Annotated in this window: 18 protein-coding genes and 5 pseudogenes; 7 read left to right on the top strand and 16 right to left on the bottom strand. The window is 66.0% G+C overall.

What is annotated here, in order from left to right:
- The first annotated feature begins 93 nt into the window (after positions 1-93).
- Together KI385_RS02560 and KI385_RS02565 are read left to right on the top strand one after the other, a co-directional pair.
- Entirely contained in the window at positions 94-1,350 is a 1,257-nt protein-coding gene (locus KI385_RS02560) for a helix-turn-helix domain-containing protein (RefSeq protein WP_238570603.1), read from the top strand.
- 17 nt (positions 1,351-1,367) lie between these two features.
- Positions 1,368-1,841: a hypothetical protein gene (locus KI385_RS02565; RefSeq protein WP_238570604.1), complete on the top strand. Its 474-nt coding sequence runs from the start codon at positions 1,368-1,370 to the stop codon at positions 1,839-1,841.
- A gap of 288 nt (positions 1,842-2,129) precedes the next feature.
- On the opposite strand, the gene KI385_RS02570 is transcribed toward KI385_RS02565, so the two are convergent.
- Positions 2,130-2,570: a VOC family protein gene (locus KI385_RS02570; RefSeq protein WP_238570605.1), complete on the bottom strand. Its 441-nt coding sequence runs from the start codon at positions 2,568-2,570 to the stop codon at positions 2,130-2,132.
- A 128-nt stretch (positions 2,571-2,698) separates the two neighbouring features.
- Positions 2,699-3,142, bottom strand: coding sequence for a hypothetical protein (locus KI385_RS02575; RefSeq protein WP_238570606.1), 444 nt, complete (start codon positions 3,140-3,142; stop codon positions 2,699-2,701).
- A gap of 40 nt (positions 3,143-3,182) precedes the next feature.
- Here KI385_RS02575 and KI385_RS02580 point away from each other — a divergent pair, with 40 nt between their 5' ends.
- From KI385_RS02580 to KI385_RS02590, 3 genes are all read left to right on the top strand, one after another.
- Positions 3,183-3,644, top strand: coding sequence for a hypothetical protein (locus KI385_RS02580; RefSeq protein WP_238570607.1), 462 nt, complete (start codon positions 3,183-3,185; stop codon positions 3,642-3,644).
- 33 nt (positions 3,645-3,677) lie between these two features.
- Positions 3,678-3,890, top strand: coding sequence for a hypothetical protein (locus KI385_RS02585; protein ID WP_238570608.1), 213 nt, complete (start codon positions 3,678-3,680; stop codon positions 3,888-3,890).
- A 153-nt stretch (positions 3,891-4,043) separates the two neighbouring features.
- The gene (locus KI385_RS02590) at positions 4,044-5,165 is read left to right on the top strand and encodes a hypothetical protein (protein WP_238570609.1); all 1,122 of its coding nucleotides are present in this window, start codon (positions 4,044-4,046) and stop codon (positions 5,163-5,165) included.
- 75 nt (positions 5,166-5,240) lie between these two features.
- Here the strand turns inward: KI385_RS02590 and KI385_RS02595 are convergent, their stop codons facing one another.
- From KI385_RS02595 to KI385_RS02605, 3 genes and pseudogenes are all read right to left on the bottom strand, one after another.
- Positions 5,241-5,609 (bottom strand): PIN domain-containing protein, encoded by a 369-nt coding sequence (locus tag KI385_RS02595; protein WP_425357056.1) that lies wholly within the window; start codon positions 5,607-5,609, stop codon positions 5,241-5,243.
- 8 nt (positions 5,610-5,617) lie between these two features.
- Entirely contained in the window at positions 5,618-5,875 is a 258-nt protein-coding gene (locus KI385_RS02600) for a hypothetical protein (RefSeq protein WP_238570611.1), read from the bottom strand.
- A 547-nt stretch (positions 5,876-6,422) separates the two neighbouring features.
- Positions 6,423-7,364: pseudogene (locus KI385_RS02605) on the bottom strand (IS701 family transposase); the annotation flags it as partial.
- A 167-nt stretch (positions 7,365-7,531) separates the two neighbouring features.
- Between KI385_RS02605 and KI385_RS02610 the strand changes: the two are divergent.
- Positions 7,532-7,786: pseudogene (locus tag KI385_RS02610) on the top strand (type II toxin-antitoxin system PemK/MazF family toxin); the annotation flags it as partial.
- 1,045 nt (positions 7,787-8,831) lie between these two features.
- On the opposite strand, the gene KI385_RS02615 reads toward KI385_RS02610, so the two are convergent.
- From KI385_RS02615 to KI385_RS02635, 5 genes are all read right to left on the bottom strand, one after another.
- A complete protein-coding gene (locus KI385_RS02615) occupies positions 8,832-9,686 on the bottom strand; it encodes a serine hydrolase domain-containing protein (RefSeq protein ID WP_342593421.1) in 855 nt (284 codons plus the stop codon).
- Between the two features lie 333 nt (positions 9,687-10,019).
- The gene (locus KI385_RS02620; protein WP_238570614.1) at positions 10,020-10,418 is read right to left on the bottom strand and encodes a thiol-disulfide oxidoreductase DCC family protein; all 399 of its coding nucleotides are present in this window, start codon (positions 10,416-10,418) and stop codon (positions 10,020-10,022) included.
- Between the two features lie 88 nt (positions 10,419-10,506).
- Positions 10,507-11,544 (bottom strand): HTTM domain-containing protein, encoded by a 1,038-nt coding sequence (locus tag KI385_RS02625; RefSeq protein WP_238570615.1) that lies wholly within the window; start codon positions 11,542-11,544, stop codon positions 10,507-10,509.
- Complete coding sequence (locus KI385_RS02630; protein WP_238570616.1) at positions 11,541-12,149, bottom strand: DUF5819 family protein; 609 nt, start codon at positions 12,147-12,149, stop codon at positions 11,541-11,543. Before KI385_RS02630 ends, KI385_RS02625 begins: the two co-directional genes overlap by 4 nt.
- Before the next feature lie 23 nt (positions 12,150-12,172).
- A complete protein-coding gene (locus KI385_RS02635) occupies positions 12,173-12,499 on the bottom strand; it encodes a hypothetical protein (protein WP_238570617.1) in 327 nt (108 codons plus the stop codon).
- A gap of 2,290 nt (positions 12,500-14,789) precedes the next feature.
- Here KI385_RS02635 and KI385_RS02640 point away from each other — a divergent pair.
- Positions 14,790-14,995 (top strand): annotated as a pseudogene (locus tag KI385_RS02640) (ATP-binding protein); the annotation flags it as partial.
- Between the two features lie 184 nt (positions 14,996-15,179).
- Here the strand turns inward: KI385_RS02640 and KI385_RS43795 are convergent.
- The 6 genes and pseudogenes from KI385_RS43795 to KI385_RS44425 form a co-directional block, all read right to left on the bottom strand.
- Positions 15,180-15,308 carry a hypothetical protein gene (locus KI385_RS43795; protein ID WP_281066773.1) on the bottom strand — a complete coding sequence of 43 codons (129 nt, stop codon included), beginning with the start codon at positions 15,306-15,308 and terminating at the stop codon, positions 15,180-15,182.
- A gap of 305 nt (positions 15,309-15,613) precedes the next feature.
- Positions 15,614-16,159: a hypothetical protein gene (locus KI385_RS02645; protein ID WP_238570618.1), complete on the bottom strand. Its 546-nt coding sequence runs from the start codon at positions 16,157-16,159 to the stop codon at positions 15,614-15,616.
- A gap of 435 nt (positions 16,160-16,594) precedes the next feature.
- Positions 16,595-17,239, bottom strand: a complete 645-nt coding sequence (locus KI385_RS02650) for a tetratricopeptide repeat protein (RefSeq protein WP_238570619.1) — start codon at positions 17,237-17,239, stop codon at positions 16,595-16,597.
- A 1,138-nt stretch (positions 17,240-18,377) separates the two neighbouring features.
- Positions 18,378-18,866: pseudogene (locus KI385_RS44420) on the bottom strand (NB-ARC domain-containing protein); the annotation flags it as partial.
- Between the two features lie 132 nt (positions 18,867-18,998).
- A complete protein-coding gene (locus KI385_RS02655; RefSeq protein ID WP_238570620.1) occupies positions 18,999-19,364 on the bottom strand; it encodes a hypothetical protein in 366 nt (121 codons plus the stop codon).
- Positions 19,351-20,798: pseudogene (locus tag KI385_RS44425) on the bottom strand (transposase). Before KI385_RS44425 ends, KI385_RS02655 begins: the two are co-directional and overlap by 14 nt.
- Positions 20,799-20,834: the final 36 nt, after the last annotated feature.

Genomic DNA, 20,834 nt, shown 5'->3' on the forward strand with positions numbered 1-20,834 from the left:
GGTTACCCGGTATCCGCATACGGATATGCGCACGGCGCATATGGATGCCGGGTGCTGGTGGTGGGGCTCGTAGCGTGGGGGTGTGCCGTGGTCATGAACTGGCAGACAGGACCGATCCGGGACGCGTCCCGGGCCGGGGACTACGGCAGGGTGATCGCGCTCGCACGCGAGGAACAGCGCATGACCCAGAGTCAGTTAGGCCAGGCGTGCGGCCTGTCCCAGTCCGCCGTCTCCCATCTGGAGAAGCGCGGCGCCGGGGCCTACAGCACGGACATCCTGGCAGCGGCGTCTGCACATCTGGGATTCCCGCCGGCCCTGGTGGGACTCGTAGACGGACGCGGACGACGCCGGGGGCCGGTGAACGGATCGGACTCCTCCGACGTGGACCGACGACAATTTCTGGGTGGGGCGGCCGCGGTGGCCGCGACCCCCGTACTCGACGCACTCCCCGACCCCGCGGACACCACCACCGGCCAGGCCGCCGCCCTGCGCCTGAGCACCACCGCCTACCGCCGGCTCGACGGCACGACACCGTCACGGGACCTGTCCGACACCGTGGAGTCCCACCTGCGGCTGATCCAGTCCATCACCCGCAACGCGACGGACGACGCCGAGCGGCGGCGGCTGGCGGCCGTCGGCAGTGAGGCGGCGAGTCTGGCCGGATGGCTGGCCTGGGACAGGGGCGACGACGGTTCCGCCCGCTCCTGGTACGGCTCCGCCATCAAGGCCGCCGGCTCGGCGGGTGACCCGCTGCTGGCCGCCTATCAGCTCGGCACCCTCGCCCAGTTCGAGGCGGACAACGGGAACGCCACCGAGGCCCTCAATCTCACCCGGCGGGCCCGGCGCTCCCTCGGCGCACAGCGGCCCTCGGTCGCCGATGCGTGGCTGTCCTCGGTCGAGGCCCTCGCGCACGCGGCGGGCGGCGACCGGCGCAGCGCCGACCGGGCACTGACCGCGTCCCGGACGGCGGCCGAGACGCTGCCGGCGGAAGTACCGCCGTGGCCCTGGGTCTTCCGGTTCGATCCGGTGAAGGCGGCGGCCTGCCGGGTGACCTGCGGCGCGCGCCTGGGCCTGCCGGAGTGGGTGCTGGGGGACGGCACCGAGGCGCTGGCCACCGGCCACGCCAAGCAGCGCGCCCTTCTGGTTCTCGACATCGCGGCCGGTCACCTCGCCGGTGGGCAGATCGAGGCGGCGTTCGCGCTGGCCGGACGGGCGCTGGAGACCGGTCTGCAGTACCGCTCCGGGCGGATCGTCGAGCGGGTACGCGCAGTACGGCGGTCGCTGACCTCCGGCGCCCCGCCCCGGGTCGTGCGGGACCTGGACGAGCGCCTCCACGGCGTCTGCCTGTGAACAGAAAGGGCGATTCGATGCGTGTGGGAATCACCGGCCACCGTGGGCTGGACCAGGACGTAGAGCGGCAGGTCCGCGGCCTCCTCGACGATGCGGTGCGCGAGTGGGAGCCGGCCGAGCTGGTCGTCTCGTGCATCGCGGACGGCCCGGACAGCTGGTTCGCCGAGGCGGTGCTGAAGCACGGCGGCCGCCTGGAGGTCGTCGTCCCCGCGCGGGAGTACCGCTCGGGCCTGCCCTCCTGGCACCACCCGACCTACGACGCGCTGCTCCGGCAGGCGGTCGACGTCCACGAGACTGGGCTGACGACGTCGGACTCCGCCGCGCACATGGCAGGCAGCGAAATCCTGGTCGGCCTGGTCGACCAGCTGCTGGCCGTGTGGGACGGGAAGCCCGCGCGGAGCCACGGGGGCACCGCCGACGTCGTCGCCTACGCCGAGCGCACCGGCACCCCCGTGCAGGTGGTCTGGCCGCAGGGCGCCACCCGAGGTTGACCGCTCCCGAGCCGGAAGCGTCTCGCAGTGGCCTGTGCTGCGCACCCTGGTCAGCCGACACATCCGCGAGGTGTGGAAGCGGCATTCCCCGCGCTGGCCAGCGGGACGCCCGCAGGTGCGTGAAGTTCGGCGCACTCCATCGCCGGACCCGTTCCAGGTGAAGGCGATCGGTACGTTGCGCGGGGTTCCGTCCTTGGCGACGTATGCCAGGCGGGTCACGTCACGGGCCAGCAGCTCCTGGCCGATCGGGCGGTTCAGAACCTCGATGATCTCGTTCGGCTGCCCTTCTCAGCGCAGTTGCTCGGCCAGTCCGACGATGATGCCCTCCGGGCCGCGGATGTAGCAGAGCAGATAGCTGTCCTCGAACCGGGCGAACTCGCCGACGAGTTCGGCGCCGTGAGGGCGCAGGCGGGCAACGGTGTCCTCGATGTCGTCGACGGCGAACATGACGCGATGCGTGCCCAGAATGTTGTACGGCCGGTTGCGCGGCCCGGCGCTGATCACCGCGGGGCTACGGTACTTCGCCAGCTCGAGCCGGCTGTGACCGTCCGGGGTCCGGACCATCGCGATGTCACAGCGGACGCCGTCGAGTCCGGTGCACTGGTCGGCGACGAGGCCCTCGACCTCCGCCCTGCCCTCCAGCTCCATGCCGAGCTCCACGAAGAACGCGACGGCGGCATCCATGTCCTCCACGACGATGCCGACGTTGTCCATCCGCTGAATCGCCATGCTGGTTTCTCCTTCTTCCTCGTGCGGCCGGTGGTGGCCGCTGATGTCCCTGGGACGGAGCCGGTGGCACGTTCTCGACATCCGCAGACCGCCGAACTCCGAAAAATCTGGATCGCGCCACAGCACCGCTACAGCAGACCCGCGAGCCAGGCGCCACCACCGAGGGTGAGTGCGGCACAGGTGGCCGCTCCCATGAAGGCGATCAGCCGCAGCGTGCCGTCCCCGCTTTTCAACGCTTCCTCGACGATTCGCAGCGTGCGCGCTTGAGCATTGCGCCTCCCCCTTGGAGTGTTGTTTTCGGTGCCGGCTCCTTTGCCACCCGCCTCGGCGGATTGGGCGCCGGCTTTTCTCGTACCGCCGGCCGCTCCGCGAGCGCGGGGCACCGGTAAGTAGCTGGTGATCAGCCCACGTACTGCCCGTGTGCTCCGGACACCGCAGTAGCTGTCGTGGGTGGCTCGTCGCAGTGGGCAGCTATCAGGCCCTACACGATCGAGCGATACGCCTTCGGCCACCAGCATCCCCTTCAGGTCGATACCGGTGAAGTCGCCATCGCCGCCGGATTCTGGGGCCATGATGCGGACGTGCCGGAGCGGCCCAGGGAGAGGAATCGCATTGAGTAACACACCTTCCGACAGCGACAAGAGCGACAAGAAGGCCCTGGCGTCCCACCTCAGCACAACGCTGGATCCTGGGGATGACGAGGAGTTCCTGGTGACGATCGGCGCTGCCGCCGCCCTCCTGTGTGCCTTCGTCTACATGGGATCGATGACCTACACCTTTGCCCACTACCGGTCGTGGGCCGATCCCGTGGCCTTCGTCGTCTCCGTCGTCTTCGCGCTGGTGGCGTTGCTGTCCGCTGTGCCGCTGGTCATGGCCCGGGGCCTGGGCCGGTCTCCTGTTCTGCCTCGGGCGGTCATGTGGGGTACGGGCCTGGTCCTCGCTGGCCTGCAGCTGACTGCAGCAGTCCTGGGCAACGCCACCTTCTCCATGTCCGCCGTCATCGGGATCACCACGGCCCTCGCCGTGCCGTGCTTCGGAGAGATCGCAGGTCGCGGAGCACACTCCGCTGCCTGAGCCCCGCCAGTGCCCGCCCCTTTGGAGGATGTGATGAGGTTCTTCTGGCTGGCCGCACTTGGTGTGCTCGCCGTCGTCATGGCGGTGTTCACGCCGTACGTGCTGCGCCACGAATCCGTCTGGCAGTCGATCGGCTGGTTGGTCATGCTCGTCGGCACGATCGGCGTGATCGCCGTGCTGATCCGGGCTGAGCTACTTCTTCGCTCGCTTGACCGGCGTGCTCGCAGCGATCTCTCCAGCCGCTGACCGATTCCCCACACCACGCGCCGCCGTGTGCGTTCGGACGTCCGGTTGGTGTCCAGCATCACGCACCGGCCGTGCCGTGTACTCCTGGCCGGTGCAACCAGCCGCTCTCATCCTGATGTGTTCCTCGAGTAACCAGGAGAGAGGACAACGGCCTTGACCACGCCCACCGCCCCGGCCCCACCGACCACCGCTCCGCGGCCCGGCTACCGAGACCGGTTACGGGCCCGCTATGCCACCGCCGCAGAGGAGCGCATCGATAAGGCGAGGACTGCCGCCCTCGAGCTCGGGCACACCGGTCCGGTGCCCTGGGAAGACCTCCGCGCCGCCTACACCCGGCCGTCTCGCACCCCGTGGAAGTCATGCCGGATGCTCCTGGGCGGAGCCCTCGGCGCGGCCCTGATGATGACGCTCGTGGTGGGCTCTGCCGCCATGACCTTGCTGTCCCTGGACGCCGAGCAGAAGAGGGAGACCACCGCGGCAGCCAAGAAGACACAGGTAGCACCGCTGTCGGTCGAGCAGAAGAAGAAGGCCGACCGGGCCCTGGCAAAGGGGGCGGGAAAGGCGGCGGCGGTGGGGTTCGTCGTGACCCTCGCCTTTTCCTCCTACCGCCGAATGTCCGACAAGCGGGACGGGCTGCTCAAGGGATACGTCAAGGACGGCGACCAGGTGGTGACCGAAGCCCTGGATGCGCTCCCTTCTCTCGCCGCTCTCGCCTCCGCCCCGGCGGGCCGTACGCGGACCGAAGCGTTGACCGACGTGCACGAGAAGGTCTCGGAACTGATGACTGCGGTGACGAACAGCGCGGACGCCGCTGGGGGGCTGCAGGCCAAGTACGCGGCTGACCAAAGGCGTCTGCGTGAGCACGGACAGAAGGTCCGCACCGCGTTCGCCGACAAGCTCAGCGAACTTGTCGAGGACCGGGAACGGGCTGCCCGTGAGCTCGGCGCCATGGTGCTCACCGTGGCGGCCCGTCAGGCTCAGGCGGCGTACGGGGCGCTCCTCGATGCGGATGCTCTGCCCGCCGAGCCGGGCCCGGAGGTAGTGGAGGTGAAGGGGCTTGGCGGGGTGTTCGCGATTGCCGGTGTCGCAGCTGCGGCCTCCCTCGTCATCGCCCCCGCGGCCGGGGCGGAGGGGGCAGGACTGCTGTTCATTCCCCTCACAGTGTTCACTCTGGCCGCCTTCCTCTCGGCGGCGTTCACGCGGAAGCTCCACCAGCTGGGGCGGGTGGTCGCCCTGTTCGGCCGCAGCGGCCCCGGCGCAGGAGGGGTCCTTTAGTCGCGCGGGGCAGCAGTCCTGTAGCGCTGTGGGCCTCGCCGGATCCGGCGAGGCCCACAGCGTCGGGACAAAGGGTCAGGCGTTGAGGTCCAGGACCCGGACCGGCTCGCCGTCCCAGCGCTTCGGGGCGGTGGTGGCGACGATCGCCCCGTCGGGGCGGTCCGGCGTGGGCTGGGCCGCGTACTGGCTGTGGGCTGCCGCCCATGTCTCCTGCTGCGCCACGGCCAGGGCGGCGGGCAGGTCCAGATCCAGGACGGTGATGCCGGGCAGGGCTGCGAGGTGCTCGGCGGTACCGGGCCGGGCGCGGTCGGCTTCAACGAGCGCACACGTCGGTGCGTACAGGTACCAGCCGGGTTCGGCGTGGGCGCGATGGATGAGGCGGGAGGCGAGGACGTTGCCCTGGCCGGCCGCGGTCATCGCGGTATCGTCCAGGACGATGTGCATGGCGTCGCTCACCGGCCGGTCACCTGAGCCAGACGCCGGTCGAGCTCACTGTCCAGGTCCTGCTGCTGGGCCGCGGTGGGGGCATAGCCGTTCCACTTCTTCAACGCGGCGAGGGCCTTCTCCGCGCGCTCGGCGCGCTCGGCCGGGGTGAGCAGGGTCTCGGCCAGGCGCGCCAGATAGGCGCGCAGCGACAGACCCTCGGCGGCCGCGATCGCGGCAAGCCGGTCCTTCGCCTCCTCTGGGATACGGACATTGGCATCAGACACCTGCGATGACCATCGTCAGGGTCGATTCACCGGGAAAGCGAGCACAGCTCGGTGCCGTGCGCGCCGCATACACCCCAAATGATCACGCCGATGGGTACTCGGTCGTCCCTCGCACGACCGGGTCAGATGCCAGCATGCCGCGAATGAGGGGCGCGCCTACCTTCGCCTCATGGACTTCAACATCACCGCGGAGGAGGAAGCACTCGTCTTCCACGTGGCCGCCCTCCTTCGGACCGGCCGCTCCCCCACGGATGACGACCTGGCGGACGAGCTGGGCGACGAGGTCCGCCCTCTCCTCCAGTCCCTCCTTGGCAAGGGCTGGCTCGTCATCGAGAACGAGCGGGAGCTGACCTTGTCGACGATCGCGCGGCATGCAGTGTCCAGCCGGAGGGACCTTGGAGGTCCGTGAGTGCGGGCGGGATGCGTTGGCCCACGCGAGAGACGCGTCCGGCGCTGACGGATGGCGGAAGGACCAGTCACCAGCGCCGGACGCAGGTCCACCCTGCGGATGCCTGTCAGCCGATTCCGACCTTCGACAGCGCGGTGGTAGGCCCTTGCCCGACTGGAAGAACTCCTCCACCCGCCATCTTGATCCAGCGACTCTGACCAGCACGGTCAGCGGCACGGGTGCGGGCGAGTAGCAGCGGTAGTAGGCGAGTTCGCCGGTTCTGCGGTTACGGCGGATCAGCAGCTGACGACTCCCGGGTCGGGGGTCGGCGAGGTCGATGACTGCCCAGTCGTAGAAACGGTGGCCCTTGGCCCCGGCCCCTGCGGAGAGCTTCTGCCAGGCCCGCTTGGGCACCCTCTTGGCCAGGGTGTCCGCACGGAACCTCCCCGCCCCGGTGGTGACTTCGTGCGAGCAGGCCACCGCGAGGACGTAGCCGGTGCCGCGTTCCTCCAGTGCGGTTCGCAGCCTGGGGTTGCCGCCGTAGACCTCGTCGTCGGCGACCCATGCGGCCTGGTGGCCGGCGTCCAGGAACCGGGCAACCATACGAGTGGCCAGTTCCGGCTTGGTGGCGAAGGCGGTGTCCTGGTTGAGTCCGGCATCCCGGCAGCGGTCAGGGTCGGAGGTCCATGAACGCGGGACGTACAGTTCCCGGTCCACTGCCGCGTGCCCGCGCCGGCCGGCGTAGACCAGGTAGACGGCGACCTGGGCATTTTCGATCCTGCCCGCGGTGCCGGTGTACTGGCGCTGGACGCCGACCGTGCCGGTGCCCTTCTTCACGTCCCCGGTCTCGTCGACCACCAGTACCGCCTGGTCGTCGTGCAGGTGGTCCACCACGTAGTCACACACATCGTCGCGGACCCGGTCGGCGTCCCACTTGGCCCGCCCCAGCAGATGCTGCATGCCGTCCGGGGTTCTCTCCCCGGCCCATTCGGCGATGGTCCAGCAGTTCTTGCGCGGCAGGTCCGACAGCAGTCCGAGCACCAACTTCCGGACCCGGAACCGGGGTTCGACCCGTGTGAACCGTCCCGCTATCCGGCTCATCAGGCCCTCGAACGCCTCCTGCCAGCGGGCAGGGTCTACGCTGTGACCTGCGGCCACCGCGTGATCGTTTGTCTTCACACACCGATGATCAACGGGTGGCCGCACCCGTCTCCACAGCTCGTCGGGGTCGCGCAGCGTCCGCCCGCCGTCCTGTGTCAGGAGGACATGTGCAACGTGGCGAAGTCTGGTGGGTGGAGTTCGACGAGCGGCGGCCGGTCGTGCTGCTGTCGGGAGACGACGCGTCCGGGATCCGGGTGATGCAGGTCGTCGCTCGGGCGGGTGTCGACATCACCGGTCTGGGCGTCGAAGTGGCAGTAGGCGCCGTGGAAGGACTGCCCTTTGAAGGCGTGCTTCGGTTCGCGTTCCCGCGTCCGGGCTTTACCCCTTGCACGTGGCTGACCACCGTGTCCCGGGACGACCTGCCGGATCTTCTGGTCGGGGCAGCGACCTGAACTGTTCAGTCGCTGCCCTCAGCACTGGGAAAACTCCAGGTCAGGGGGATTGCGGCTCGATCAGCGACTGAAGCGACTCTGGGTTCGGACTATGAAGACATTCCCGAGCGCGCATGCGCGTCATAGATACCGATGTTCAGTCGCTTCAGTCGCTGCTTTGATGACGCAGCCTCGCTCACCTGCATGTTTTCCAAGCGACTGGACAAGCGACTCAACGCACTTCGGTCGCTTTGCCCTCTGCCTGGTCGCTGCCACCATGAACCAGCACCTACCACAGTGATGACAGTGGCGACGGCAATGCTGGGTCCGCTCTGCGCGAAGGCCGGCGGAACGCGCAGACCACGAGCACTGAGCGCCGTGACGTCGGCTAGTGAAAGCTTCACTCATGTACGGATGACTCCCCCTTGTCAGGAATTCCGAATCGATTTGCGTGGTTGGCGGGTACCAACAGTTAAGGCAAGTTCGATAAACAGTTGATCAACGTCCACATTTGCACCAGTCCCCTCCCGTGGCCCGCTAAGTGCAGCCAGGAGAAAAGTGTCAGGAAGCCCGCCGCCGCGGCGCGCTTGCCCCCTGCCCGCCCGTCTCCGTTGCGGTGCCCTCAACGGGACAAAGCGGCAACGAGGTCCTTCGGGGCTCGGGCGCATCGGGCGCCGAGCCGAGGGGCGATCGGACCAGCAAAACTGCAGCCTGCGAGGAGCTCTTGCGCCAGGAGAACAGCAGTGCCCGGCCCGTGACCGAGGGCCGGGCACCGCTGGCGTCCCGGTCGCTGGCCCTCGAGAGCAGACTGACTCATGAAACGTGGGCAAGTCAGGCCAGATCTTCTCGGCTCCGTTACAACCAATCTCCAGGGCCTCGGGAGTTGATAGCGATACGTAGCGTCTGAAGGTTCAGACGTGCTGAAACGTTGGAGGAGGTTCTCGAATGCGTTCGCCCCAGTGTGCCGGGAGTGACGCCCACGAAGCCAAGGAGACCAAGCATCCGTCCGCCACCGTGCCCCGCAGGATCTACGTCTCTATCGTTTGTGCCCTAGGAGGATCTTTACGGCGAGGCGTTCCGTGCGTCGGTGGTTTCCGCGGAGGCGGTGCACGAAAATCCAGCGGCCGTCATCGTGTGCCGCGGCGAAGGCTGAAGCGTTGCGAGTCGCGCCGTTGTGCCAAAGGGCCTGCCCGCTGCGGACCCATGTGGGGGCCGGATCACCCAGGACTCGGTCGACAGTGAGGCCAACTACAAGACGGGCGGTGGTGCGGGGGGCGGCCCACAGTCCGCCAGCCGGCAGGATCGGCCCCGACAAGTCCCAGGTGCTGAGAGGGCGCCTGAGAAGGCCCGTCGGTACGAGACATTGGCCGGAGGGCGGATCGGCAGTAACCGCGCCCGCCGGCAACTCGAGGGGAGCAAGGACATATTCGTCCGTGAGCTGCTGGAAGGTGCGACCGGTGGAGGCGGTGAGAACGTGGCCGAGCACTGCGTAACCGAAGTTGGAGTACGTCCTGCTGCCTACCGTCCCGGTAACCGCCTTGTCTAAGCCGCGCAGCGTCTCATGCAGAACGGGCTCAGTGAAGGACGCGTAGGGGTCACGGGAGGAAGCTGAGGTACCGGGAGGGAGTGTGGGGAGACCGGAGGTGTGGTTGGCGAGGTGGCGGAGAGTAATGCCGGTGCCTTCCGGCACCTCGTCCAGTCGGTGTTCGAGTGGGTCGTCCAGGCTCAGCAAGCCCGCCTCTGCGAGCTGGGTCAGGATGGTACCGGTGACCACTTTGGTGAGTGACCCCAACTCGACGAACAGTTCCGGATTGTGGCCATGTGTGACGTGATCACGGATTCCTCTGCCGCCCAAAACGCAGGTAGGCACTGGCATGTGAGTCGCTCCCATCAGACCGACGCTTTCTCAAGCGAAGCTTGGTTTCTGCCCGTTATTCATAGCCTGACGGTGGCCCAGGCTCGAATCCGTACCGCTCCCGTCGAACGTCTCGGCCTCAGGCGTGGAGGGGGCTCGAGGCCTCGGCGGTCCGCCGGCTGGCTGAGCAGCGAGGGTTCGGTAGAGCGGCGCTCAACGGCATGGCTTCACTAGGCATGGGGGCGGCTTAGCAGTTTCTAGGCCTGCCGGTGCTGCTACGCCAGCTGGGCCGCTCCGCGGAGGCGACGCTGTGCCCCGTGATGTTCTGTGCCAGCGTTCGACGAGGCACGGGCGCTGAGATGCCAGCTTTCACGAGTGTGATGACGGCATGGCGCAGGACGCACTCCCACCGGGCATGCGGTGCCGGTTTCGCGCCACCCACCGGTAGACACCATGAGCACACTGGCGAAGGAGGGGCATGCATATCGCTGCCCCTGCCACCCGGTAGCACAGGGCAGGCGAGCGCTTCATGTACGCGGCGAGCGCCTCCGCCCCGCTGGCGAGCACCCGACCGTTCGCAAGCAGCAGGACTTCACGGTCGAGTCGGTCAAGATAGGGCTCCGTCATGCTTTGCGGCAGGAACTGCCAGGGCATTGCATGCACGGACGGTCGCCCTTGAGAAGAGATCTTCTTGATCGCGGCTTGGCAGAAGCCGCAGTCTCCGTCGAAGGCCAGTACGGGTTCGGTGGGGCTGACCGTCGGACTCATCGGTGTTTTCCTTTGCCGTGGCGCCTGCTGAGCGGGTGTGCATCGGGCCCGGAGCAGCAGGGGGCCCGACGCTCTCCACCGGGAGGCATTACGTGTTGGATGGTGTCGCCGCAGACTGCGGAAGGCTGTCCACAGCAACGGGCTCCGGCGGTGATTCCGCGAGGGTGTTGGTAGGCGCCTTAGCGGGTCTGCTTCTGGCGGATCGGAAGCGCTGGAGCACTGAGGTCCCCCGTTCTAATGCTGTGTTGAGTGCTCCGCTCAGGAAGATGAGATCGCACGCCATCATGGTCAGCGCGAAGCTGGTGAGTCCCATCAGGACCCCGATGGCTACGTGGAAACTGATGGATGCCACCGCGGCCCATGGCCGCAGCTGCGGGACCATGATGCCCAGCGGGAAGTACACCAGGAAGATAGTGGTGGAGTAGGTCCCCAGGAAGACCAGGAAGTCGTTGTTGTAGACCAGGTCAGAAACACCGGGAAGAGTAAACTCCGAGACCCTCAGCACATAGAAGAGGGCAGTACCGTCCTGCCACATCTTGCCCTGCACCTTGTAAAGCCCGCTCGTCACGTACACCAGGCAGATTTGCGTAGCGACGGCGAGAATTCCGAGGTTGTGCAGAGGCCGGGCCAACGCCCGCAGGGATCCCGGAACGCGCTGCGTAAATTTTCGGGCGAGTCCGGTCGAGAATGCCAGCCGCCCGTAGCAACGCGTCAGCAGGAGCATGGGAATCACGACGTAGGCAAGGTTGTCCCCACCATCCAGGAGAATTGTCTGGCGCTGGTAGATCGACCACAGAAAAACCCAGTGTACGGCCAGTCCGAGCCTGCCACCCACGCCGCAGGTCACCGCGAGAGCAGCCAGCATTCCCAGGTGGAAGACGATCTCGAACCACGCACCTGAACTGTTGAACGCGTACAGGCTGAACGATTCGTTTTCGTGAATCTGGGTTACAAATTCTCGCCAGGGAAGTACGCCGTTAGGGCCGAAGAGGTACTCGCGGTCACCGTATTGGCTCGCGTAGTACATGAAACCTACGAAGCCCAGAACGAGCCGCGTGCCGCTTACACCGAGAATGCTGTAATACCGGGTGCTCGCTTTGTCCAGGAAGCGGGTTATCTTCTTCATAGAGACCCCGCCTTCATCCACTCCATGTCCTGGATTTCGACTTTGCGCTCAGCTTTTGGATCGTGCCGCTTCGACCAGGCCGGCAACTCCTGGACATACGAGCGAATCTGAACCTTGTCAGGCTTCCCATTGCACAGCTTGGGGATTTGGGTCAGAGAATACCGGGACAGGAATTTTACAGCTTCCTTCCGGTTGGTTTTTTCGAACGCGGTGAGTGGCGTCAGCGGCTTGCGCTTCGCCCTCTCCGCCTCTCGCAACTTATCCAGTACAGGGTCTCCGCCGTTCAGTTGCATGACGTTACCGGTCACCAGTCGCGACATGCGCGAGGGGAAGAACCTGCTCTCCTGCGCAGCCTTTATGTATTTCGCGGTAACGTCGTAAAATTCGGTGGTCTTCCCATTCGCGCATTTACCGCGAGCCAAGATACCGCGATTGTCAGACAGAGGATCCGGGGCGAAAAGCATCCAGTTCTGAGACTGGTATGGCTCCAGGTATGCATTGACATAGCTCAAGTAGCGAAGCTTCACCGGGGTCAACGGCATCTGCGAGAACGCAGCTACGACGAAATGAAGGCCCAGAAGGGCGGCGCCGACAAGCAGCGCCACCCTCCTGGTTACAGCGTGGTCCTTCACTTGTCGAAGACCGTCTCGACGGAAGCGACGCTGGACGGCGACGTGGACGGGGGGTTGCCGAAGGCGTCGCTCACATTACCGGCAACTTCGGCGGCGGCGTCGCCGGCCAGCTGGGCCGCTGCCTTCCCGTGCACCCAGGCCTTCTGCGCGAGCTTGCCCAGACCGCCAATGATCTGCGGAGAGTTGCCCGTGTCCTGTACCGCAGCAGCGGCAGCGGGGACCGCCGGCGCACCTGCATCCGCCGCCTGCGCCGGCCCCTGGGTGGCCACAAGCAGCGCCGCACTTCCGAGGACCACGCCTATACCAGCAATAGCCTTCTTCATGTTCTTTCCTTATCTGTTAGCCCTGACCCAAGAGGGCAGGGCGACGAAATGCCACGCGAAACACAGAAGTGACATAGTGAATGGGTAAACGGATGCCAGGAAGAGAAAGGCGTATACCGGTAGGGGCGCTTATTGCGCCTCACCGCCCGCTCTAACTGAAATAGCCTCAGGAAGGCGCAGCGTTATAAATGGCCACGACATGGCGCCATAGCGAGCCTTACTGAAAGATCCGCTAGGAAAATCGCCTCAGGCGATGCATTGAATCCCCGTTACGCATGCAGCTAAACCCCCGTTTACCCCGCGCCCCTCGCTTACGAGGGGCTTTGCAATGCACTACAGACAATTTCATATCCCCGTCGGGCAGTCCACCACACGGAAAAAGAAGCGCCTGATCGGATGTGACTCAAAACGGTGCGGTTCAGCGTCAACCCTCAGTCGCACTGCATGCATGCGAACCGGCCGAGAGAGGGGCTCATACCTCCTCTGACCTCCCGTGATTACTCTGCGTGGCATCAATCGCTGCCGGCGCAGCAACGCCGTCTCGATCTTGTGAGTAACCTTTCAGACACCACCATGAAGGACCATGATCGAGCATGAATGATCAAGGTGGCTCAAAAACATGATTCTCGATACAAATTCAGCCCTTCCCGACTCAAATGCGCCATACCTTCTGCCTGTCTCCGGAGATATCCAGGACGAGATCAAGAGCCCCATGAGGAACTGGCGAAATACCTAGCCGAGAAGCACCATCGTGACGCGCAGTAACGCCGCCACATGCAAGGAAGCGAACGGTCCACGACGAGCGCAGAGATAACGAGGACCAACTGCCGCACTCACGCAGCGACATAGCCCGGCATCACGTTTCTCTCTGATCGTCTGAGCAGTGATCGGATGCGGCCGCCCAGTAGTGAGCATTGATGCAAGGTGGACCGAAACGGGCTGCTGATGTCGTCCGATCCGGTCCGCGGGCTGCGGTTGGCAGACCAACTGCAGAGATTCGCCGACGAAGAGGTAGCCGTATCAGGGCTCCGCATCAGCATCGGCCCAAGGCTCACTTGAATGGACGGCTCGGTATGCGAGGCGTCGGCAGGACGGACAGCGGCGAAACTCACGCCTGTCTCAGGCGCCATCGGTCAGTTCACTTCCACACGACGGGCACGTATATCGCCCGCCGCCATCCGCGTCTGGACGCGACGTCAGCAAAAGAGACAGAGTCCACACGTAAAGCTTCTGCCCCGTCTACCTGAGGGGCAGAAGCGGCCCGGAAGAGATCGAGCGGTCATCAGCAGACGGTCCCCATGCGATACCTCGGCTGCCGGTGGCGATGCCGCCTCCGGGACTGGGGCAGGCGCGCTCCACCGCACACTTTCGAACTGTTCCTGCCTGACCAGCCCGTGTGCCTGCTGAGGCCGAGCGACGATGGCCGAGCAGCCGGGAGCGTCGTGGCTGGGACGAGATAGAAGCAGGAAGCTCACACACTCCACAACGAAGCGGGCACCGAGGGCTCTCGCTGTCCTGATCGGTATGCAAAGTTGGCCGCATTCAGGCGTCACAACACACCGTGGCAGTGCATTCGCCGACGAGGAGAATGTGCTGCCACGGGCCGCCCGGCTGTTCGGCTCCTCTCACCTAAAAAGCGTAGCCCTCACCGCACCGGACAGCATGCGATTTCACTGCCGAGTGGCCAGCCAGGTACCCATGAGCAAGATCCTGGGGCGTGCCGGCACGCAGCCTGTCCTGGTGATGAATACTCAGACACCGTCAACTGGCAGGTGACACGGAGCGCTTCACCGCCGCCTAGCGAACCAGGCGACCAAGGCCACTAGCCCCGTTGACACCACGATGGCCACCTTCGCTGATAGGAGTCCGAGGCCGGGAGTCCACCAGCCAACCTTCCAAGCCATGACCCAAAACAGTCCTAAAAATAATATGGTGCAGCCCACAGACGCTGCGACACGCACAGTACGACGGCCTTGAGGCTCTCCGCTGTTTCCCTCATCCATGGGTGTGACTATAGACAAGATCGAAGCCCAACATCGGCCAGTGCAGCCCGTGGCCAAACCGCTGGGAGCGGGATGTGGGCTTGCGGGCCTGACGACCTGCAAAATCTGGCAGGATCCCTTCGACCGTAGACCCAGGCACCGCCCCCGTAGCGCTGACCTGCCTGGACACTGCAGGCGAAAGTACTCCCGTCAGCATCATCAAGATATGGGGAATTCCCTTTCACGGCCACTTCTTGACGTACGAATACTTTTCAAGAACCCCAGCGCCGGTGATATTCGCCGTCTTCTGGGTCAAGAAGGGCCTGCCGCTCTGCCTGATTGGCGACTCAGGCACCGGCAAGTCCACCTGCTGATCGCCCTGGGCACCGAAACCGCCATGGCCAGCTTCCGCGTGAAGTACGTGCTGGCCACCTAACTCGTCAACGAACTGGTCGAAGCCGCCGACGAGAAGCAGCTGACCAAAACCATCACCCGCTACGGACGCGTCGACCTTCATCGACTCCCAGACCGTCAAAGCCGTCTCGATTAAGGTCTGGTGTGTCTGCTGGACTGTGCGCCTACGGCGACGTCCGGTCCGAAGGGGCCGCGCGTGCCGCAGGCGCAGTGTGGTCCTGCGAAGTCGGTCCGGCACTACAACCCGGATTTGTCGCGTACGGACTGCTGAGTCCTGGCCGTGGCTACGGTTCGAGCTTGTGGGAGAGCGTGTAGTAGGCGTCATCCTGGCGGAACTTCATCTCGCCGTAGCCGGCGAGGGGGACCTGCTCGCCGAGGAGGTCGTCGTCATCGAGGTTGTCGCTCTCGTACATGCAGACGCGTGCGACGTCGCCCTCGTACCGGAAGGACTCGTTGATGTCGCGCTTGCCTTCCTCGCCGATTTGGGTCGAGTAGACCGGATTCCCCCGTTGATCGTGATGTAGATGTCGTCCTTACCAGTCCAGCCCTCCGGCTTGACGCATCCGAGCCGGGCGAACTTCACGACACCCATAGGTTTCCCCCTCATGGTCGGTGGTGCGCGCCTGTGAGGGGGATCCTGCCTGCCGGAGATCAACGGTCACTAAACGGCGCTGTCGGGGCGCGTTCGGGCCAGTGCCAGGTCCGTGGCTGCGTGCTGTCAAAGAGGGTGGCTTGTTCCCCGCGATGCGGCTGCCCAGCAGGCCCGCAAGGCCTCGGCGCCGTCCGCGGTCAGACGGCGGTCGAAGTTGTGCAGGAGCGAGGTGACGGTGGCTTCTTCGGCGCCAAGGGTGTCGGCGCAGGCGGTGATGCTGAGGCCGACGACGTGATGCAGGAGGACGGCGTCGGCTTCCGGCGCCGGCACCAGGCCGTACAGGGCGCTGGCGGCGGTGCCCGCCGGTGTCCGTGCGGCCTGGTGGATACGGCGGGTGAGAGCGGCCCAGGCGATGGCGGCGGTGCGGTGACCGGCGAGGGCCTGGGCCCAGGAGGCTGCGAGGTCGCCTAAGGCGTGCTGGACGGCATCGACCGCGGCGTCATGGTTGGCGACCAGCTGGTGTGCGTAGTGCTGGTAGACGTCGTAGTGCAGTTGGCAGAAGGCGGTGAAGTCGGCGGGCAGAACCACGGTGATGGCCTGCCCGCCGAGCGTCGTGCGCACGGGGGTGGTGTGCGGCGTGGTGCCGACGGCGGTGGGTGGTGCGGGCGGCATGGGTCCCCCGGGGCAGATCGGAGCGGAGACGGTTGGTCGTTGAGGGAGGGCGTGTGGTCAGCCGAAGGCAGCCGCCGGCCACCTGGGCCCGTCGTCGTCACCAGGTTCGGCGGCTTCGATGCGTTCCCACAGCGGCCGGATCGCATCCGGGTCGCCCTGCAGGGCGACCCAAAGCACTCTTGGACCAGTTGTCCCACCGGAGATCTCAGCACGGCAGGCCGTCACGGAGACTGCAGGCGTCGGCTCTCGCCCCGATGTTCCTCAATCTGACGGCCCACAGACACGATGAAGTGAGACAAGGCCACATATCTGCACCCGGCGGACATGATGAACTGAGACACCAGCCCTGGTTCGTCTCACGAGACAATGCATCATGCCTGCTCAGAGCGATAGCCAAGAGCTAGATCGAATGAGACGGGACACCGATCTTGCTCATCAATCGGTCGATTGATGAGCAATGGAGTTCCGATCCTTCTCCCGCCAGTAGGCAAGGTTGTTCCGGGCGACATAGATAGGCATGTGATCGGGTTCCGGCACCTTCAAAAGGCTGGCCAGCACCTGCTCCGAGGCGGCCACGGCGCCCGCCGTGTTCCCGATCTCCCCCCGCAGCGTCGCAACTGTCTTCCACCATTGGCGGGTCTCGGGGTGATCGGGCCCCGGCACCTTCAGAAGGCTGGCCAGCGCTCGCTCCGAGGCGGCCAAGGCGCTGGACGGATCGTCACCATGCCTGTACCAAGTGACGAGTCCGGCCCGAAGGCTGATGACGAACACGTCGTCGGGGCCCAGCACCGGTTCGACGTCCGCCAGCAGTTCCTCCAAATCTTCCACCGCGCCCGCCGTATCCCCGACCCTGCCACGCCAGTGCGCCAGATTGCTTCTGTAAGTGGCGGTAGACATGTGGCCAGGGCCCAGTACCGACTCGACGTCGGCCACCAGTTGCTCCAAGGCATCCACGGCGCCCTCTGCGTCCCCGGCCTCCCCCTGGAGACAGCCAAGGGAATTCCGAGTGCTTAGGGCAAGATCTGAGAAGGGGCCGAGTGCCGGTTCGATGTCGGCCAGCAGCTGCTGCAGACCTGCCATTGCGCCAACTGCATCCCCGGCCTTCCCACGCCACGTTAGGAGCATGAAGCGGGTACCGAGGGCGTCCCAACTGTCGTGTTCCACTACCTGTTGCTGCACCACCGTCTCCAAGATGTCGACGGCGCCCTGTGGGGTCCCCGCCGGACGCGAGGCACTGGGCCAGGGCCCTCAGAGCAGCAAGTGTGTCCGGGTGGTCAGACCCTGCGCGTTGGTATGCAGCCTCGGCGAGGCTCTCGAAGTGATCAATAGCGTCGTTGATCTGGCCGGTACGTTCCAGACTCCACCCGAATTGGAAGAGCACTGCGTGAACGCCGTCGGTCTGGCACAGGGCATACCCTCCGGCACGGGCGAGAGCTTCGGTGTTAGCGCGCAGGATGCTCACAGCTTGAGCCCGGGTGGTAGGACTCTCGATGTTGGCTTGCCACGCCACGTTCAGAGCGTCGGCGGCGGCACGGACCGCCACGTTGTACTCCTGGGAGAGCAAGGTGTCGCGGGTGGAGCGTTGGGTGAGTTGATGAACGCGTACTGCCTGGTACGGATTTTGGGGGTCGTGGTCGATGAGGTTTAGGCGGTGCAGGGTCCGCAACGCGTCCCAGGCACTCTGTTCCGTCACTGCGTCATCGCGGTTCCGTTCAGGAGCGTTCATGATGCGGGACTGGGCGAGGTAGTCCCGGGCAGGTTCGCTAGTCAGGGCGTCTTGGAGGATGCCGTTGGCGTCAAGCATGGCGGCGAGCTGGAGTGCGGGACGTGCCAGGCCGACGGGGCGGAGGGCGTCAGCGCGCTCGATGGACAGCGACCATGCTGCGTCCACGGAGGTGGTCTGATCGTCTGGCAGGGTGCCGGGCTCGGGCAGCATGCCGGCGAGCTTGGCGGTGCGGTCGGCCAGCCGACGGCGGTAGCTGCGGCACTGCTCGTGGGTGCATCCGGGGCAGTCGATGGTGATGTCGGCGTCGACGATGTAAGCGGCGGCCTGCGACAGGGCCAGTGGCAAGTAGCCGAGGTCTTCGGCAAGTGCGTCGATGTGGTCTGGGTCGTCGTGCCGCCCGTGCTCGGCCAGGAACTCGGTCAGATACGCGGCGGCCTGCTCAGGCGTGAACACCCCCAGGTCGATCCGGCGTCCGGGCACGGCGACGTCGCGGCGGCGAGTCGTGATTATCGTGTGGCCGTGAGGGTTCTTCGCAGGCCACAGGCCGGTCACGTCGGCGGGGTCGGCAACATCGTCCAGGACGACCAGCCACCGGCAGGCTGGCCCGGACCCTGGCGGCCTGGGTTCCAGCCATCTCAGGAACGCCTGTGCGGATCGCTCGGGGTCGCCGGGGTCGAGGGCGAGGAGTTCCTCGGCGGCCTGGGCGTAGGCGGAGATGATGGCGGGGCTGCTGCTGGCGCTGACCCAGACCAGCACGTCCAGTTCGCCCGCAGCCCACGCCTTTCGGGCGTGGTGGGCGGCGAGCTGAGTCTTGCCAACCCCTCCGGTGCCGCGCAGCACCTGGCACAGCACCCCGGGTGCCGCCGTTTGATACCACGGCCTGCAGCTGGTCGGTCTCGTCTCGGTCCTGAAAGGCCGCTGCTTCGCGGGGAATGGCACCGACCTGGTGCGGCCACGGGATCGGCTCCCTCCCATGCACATGCACGGTGGTGATGTCGCCGCTGTGGTATCCGCTGATCGACACCCCTGCTGGCCCGGAAGTCGCTTGACCTGTGTTCCGAACCTCGATGTCCCGCCATCCCACCATGCCGCTCCCCCTCTGATGCCCCCGTTTTACCTCTCGCTGTACCCGCTGATGGCGTCGCCGTCCCCTGTAGCTTCGGCATCGCCAGTCCGCTCTACGGTGACGGCGGCATCCGTGGATCCACTCCCGTGGTAGCCCGTGACCGCGTTGCCCGTGCCTGCTGTCTTGGCGGCACCGGTGTCGCGCACGACGATGCCTGTTGGCCTGGCGCCAGGGAGCGCTGCCCAGATCCCGATGCCTACCGCCGCCACACCTGCGAGAGCGGAGGCCACTGTCGCGATCCGGCTCGCTGTCTCCCACTGCGAGACAGCAAACACCCACCCCAGGACGGCGACGACCACGCACGTCCCGACCAACACCACGCGCTTAATCGTCATCCCGTCATCGTCGCTCAAGCCCAGTTGGGACGGGGGCGCTTTCGGCCGATGAGCGGGGGCCAGGCACGGTGACCGCCGCGAGCTTCAGTCGGGCGCCCATGTCGAGGTTTACCTCGCCGTACGGGCGCACGTGCGACCAGAACAGCGGGGTCAGGCCGCGGCGATCGGCAGGTGTCAGAAGGTCGGCCCACTCCGGCTCGCCGAGGACATCCTGGGGCATCAGGGTGTTCACGTACACCAGGGCGGACTGGAGGATCCGCAGGCACAGCACGAACATCTCCTGCTCATCGCGCCGGTTCGAGGCTATCTCCCCGCCCTTGCCGTAGGCGATCACACTGTTGGCGCCGTTGGAGGACTCCATGACGTTCAGGCCCTCCTCGATCTCCCGCTGAAGGTCGCGCAGCCGCAGGTAGCGGGCGACGAAGATGGTCTTCTGGGCGCGGCCGACCTCCAGCATTGCCGCGTAGGTGGGGTGGGACGCGTTACGGGTGAAGCGCCGCAGGATCGCCTCGGTGGACGCGGTCCGGGTACGGATCGCCGTCGCATACTTGATCATCTGGTCGTACTGCTGGGCGATGAGTTCCCAGCGGATCGGCCGGGTCAGCGCCGGAGCGAGCCTCGGGTAAGCGTCCGGCTCGCCAGCAACCGGCCGGTACAGCTTCACCTTGTTGATCCGCTTGATCCTCGGCAGCAGGTCGAAGTTCAGCAATCTGGTGATGCCGAAGCCGATTTCCGACTGGCCATGCGAGTCCGTGTAGTTGGCCTCGACGTCCATGGTCGTGCCGTGCCGCATCGCGCCTCGATCATCGCAGCGACCTCGGAGGCGGTGCAGTTGATCAGCTGGGAGTGGATGGCCAGGGACTTCTTCTCCACGTGCCAGTAGATGAGCACCCCGCGGCCGCCGTAGCGCGAGTGCCACTCAGTGAACAGGTTCTGGTCGTAGGCGCGCACGTGCGTGGAGTCGGAGGCAACCGCGGTTGAGCCCTGGCCCCACAGCTCGGTGCTGCGGGCGGCGAAGGTGGCGTTCGCGATCTGGATGGCAATGGCGCGGGCGGCCTCGGCGGACAGGTAGCGGCGCCGGACGTAGCGCAGTTCGTCCTCGGTGTGGTCGTGGCCGCCGGAGGCGACGGCCTTGATGCCGGTGTTCGTGCCGTAGGCGTAGATCACCAGGAGCAGGCGCTCGGCCAGGACCTCCGCCGCGAGGCTGCCGCCGCCGGAGACGGAGGTGACCGCGTCCAGGCAGCCCGTACGCAGCACCGCTTCCTTCAACATGTCGATGAGCGGCACGGTGCCCCACCGGCGCTGTACCTCGCCCTTGATCCGACGCAGGTTGCGCGGCTCGGGCTGGGCCTCGGCCGGCGTCAGCCGGATCGCCCCGGACTTCCGCTCCGCGATGTCCAGCCAGCACAGCTTGGGCATCTGGTCGTTCAGCAGTGTCAGCTCGGTGGTCATCTGCTCGCGCAGCTCGTCGACGAAGACGGCAGCGTC

It is taken from the genome of Streptomyces inhibens (assembly GCF_022221585.1).
Taxonomy (GTDB): domain Bacteria; phylum Actinomycetota; class Actinomycetes; order Streptomycetales; family Streptomycetaceae; genus Streptomyces; species Streptomyces inhibens.

Coding starts and splice junctions, on each gene's coding strand:
- KI385_RS02635 (WP_238570617.1), bottom strand. CDS start 12,499: ATGAAGAAGGCTATTGCTGGTATAGGCGTGGTCCTCGGAAGTGCGGCG.
- KI385_RS02575 (WP_238570606.1), bottom strand. CDS start 3,142: ATGGCCCCAGAATCCGGCGGCGATGGCGACTTCACCGGTATCGACCTG.
- KI385_RS02565 (WP_238570604.1), top strand. CDS start 1,368: ATGCGTGTGGGAATCACCGGCCACCGTGGGCTGGACCAGGACGTAGAG.
- KI385_RS02620 (WP_238570614.1), bottom strand. CDS start 10,418: ATGAGTCCGACGGTCAGCCCCACCGAACCCGTACTGGCCTTCGACGGA.
- KI385_RS02585 (WP_238570608.1), top strand. CDS start 3,678: ATGAGGTTCTTCTGGCTGGCCGCACTTGGTGTGCTCGCCGTCGTCATG.
- KI385_RS02645 (WP_238570618.1), bottom strand. CDS start 16,159: ATGCCGCCCGCACCACCCACCGCCGTCGGCACCACGCCGCACACCACC.
- KI385_RS02570 (WP_238570605.1), bottom strand. CDS start 2,570: ATGGCGATTCAGCGGATGGACAACGTCGGCATCGTCGTGGAGGACATG.
- KI385_RS43795 (WP_281066773.1), bottom strand. CDS start 15,308: ATGTACGAGAGCGACAACCTCGATGACGACGACCTCCTCGGCGAGCAG.
- KI385_RS02615 (WP_342593421.1), bottom strand. CDS start 9,686: ATGGGAGCGACTCACATGCCAGTGCCTACCTGCGTTTTGGGCGGCAGA.
- KI385_RS02625 (WP_238570615.1), bottom strand. CDS start 11,544: ATGAAGAAGATAACCCGCTTCCTGGACAAAGCGAGCACCCGGTATTAC.
- KI385_RS02560 (WP_238570603.1), top strand. CDS start 94: ATGAACTGGCAGACAGGACCGATCCGGGACGCGTCCCGGGCCGGGGAC.
- KI385_RS02595 (WP_425357056.1), bottom strand. CDS start 5,609: ATGCACATCGTCCTGGACGATACCGCGATGACCGCGGCCGGCCAGGGC.
- KI385_RS02650 (WP_238570619.1), bottom strand. CDS start 17,239: ATGGCAGGTCTGCAGCAGCTGCTGGCCGACATCGAACCGGCACTCGGC.